The sequence below is a fragment of the Bartonella vinsonii subsp. berkhoffii ATCC 51672 genome, assembly GCF_902825225.1.
Lineage (GTDB): Bacteria > Pseudomonadota > Alphaproteobacteria > Rhizobiales > Rhizobiaceae > Bartonella > Bartonella berkhoffii.
In genome coordinates this window covers 1-422 of record NZ_CADEAK010000205.1, presented here as the reverse complement: position 1 = coordinate 422, position 422 = coordinate 1, and the positions used below count along the sequence as shown (strand labels likewise).

General features: G+C 32.7%; 1 pseudogene. It reads right to left on the bottom strand.

Annotated elements, in window-relative coordinates:
* Positions 1–126: 126 nt before the first annotated feature.
* Positions 127–422, bottom strand: a pseudogene (locus J7R10_RS08945) (4-(cytidine 5'-diphospho)-2-C-methyl-D-erythritol kinase); the annotation flags it as partial.

The window sequence follows — 422 nt, the reverse complement described above, 5'->3', positions numbered from 1 at the left end:
TAAAGGAATTATTGCTCTTTTCCAAAATGTATTTGGATATGAATAAAGAATTTAATACTAAAGAGCAGAAACATAAATTCGTTAATTATCACTATAAACAACAACCCTTAATGTTCACATTGCTTATCAAAACCTTCCTACAGTCATAATTGATTTCACAAACCAATTTGGATGTACTGATTTGATAAGGAAAGCCGCTTTTTGAGCTGCTTGTTGATCTTTAAAAATGCCAAAGCAAGTTGCGCCTGAACCAGACATACGAGAAAAAAGAGCTCCTCTTTCATCTAATGCATATAAAACCTCAGCCAATTGAGGTGCAATTTTTAATGCAGGAGCAAAAAGATCATTACGCGTTTCTTGTAAAGCTTCAACCAATGAAAAAACTGTTTTTAAAGCTGCTGGATCAATTTTTAAATGAGGAT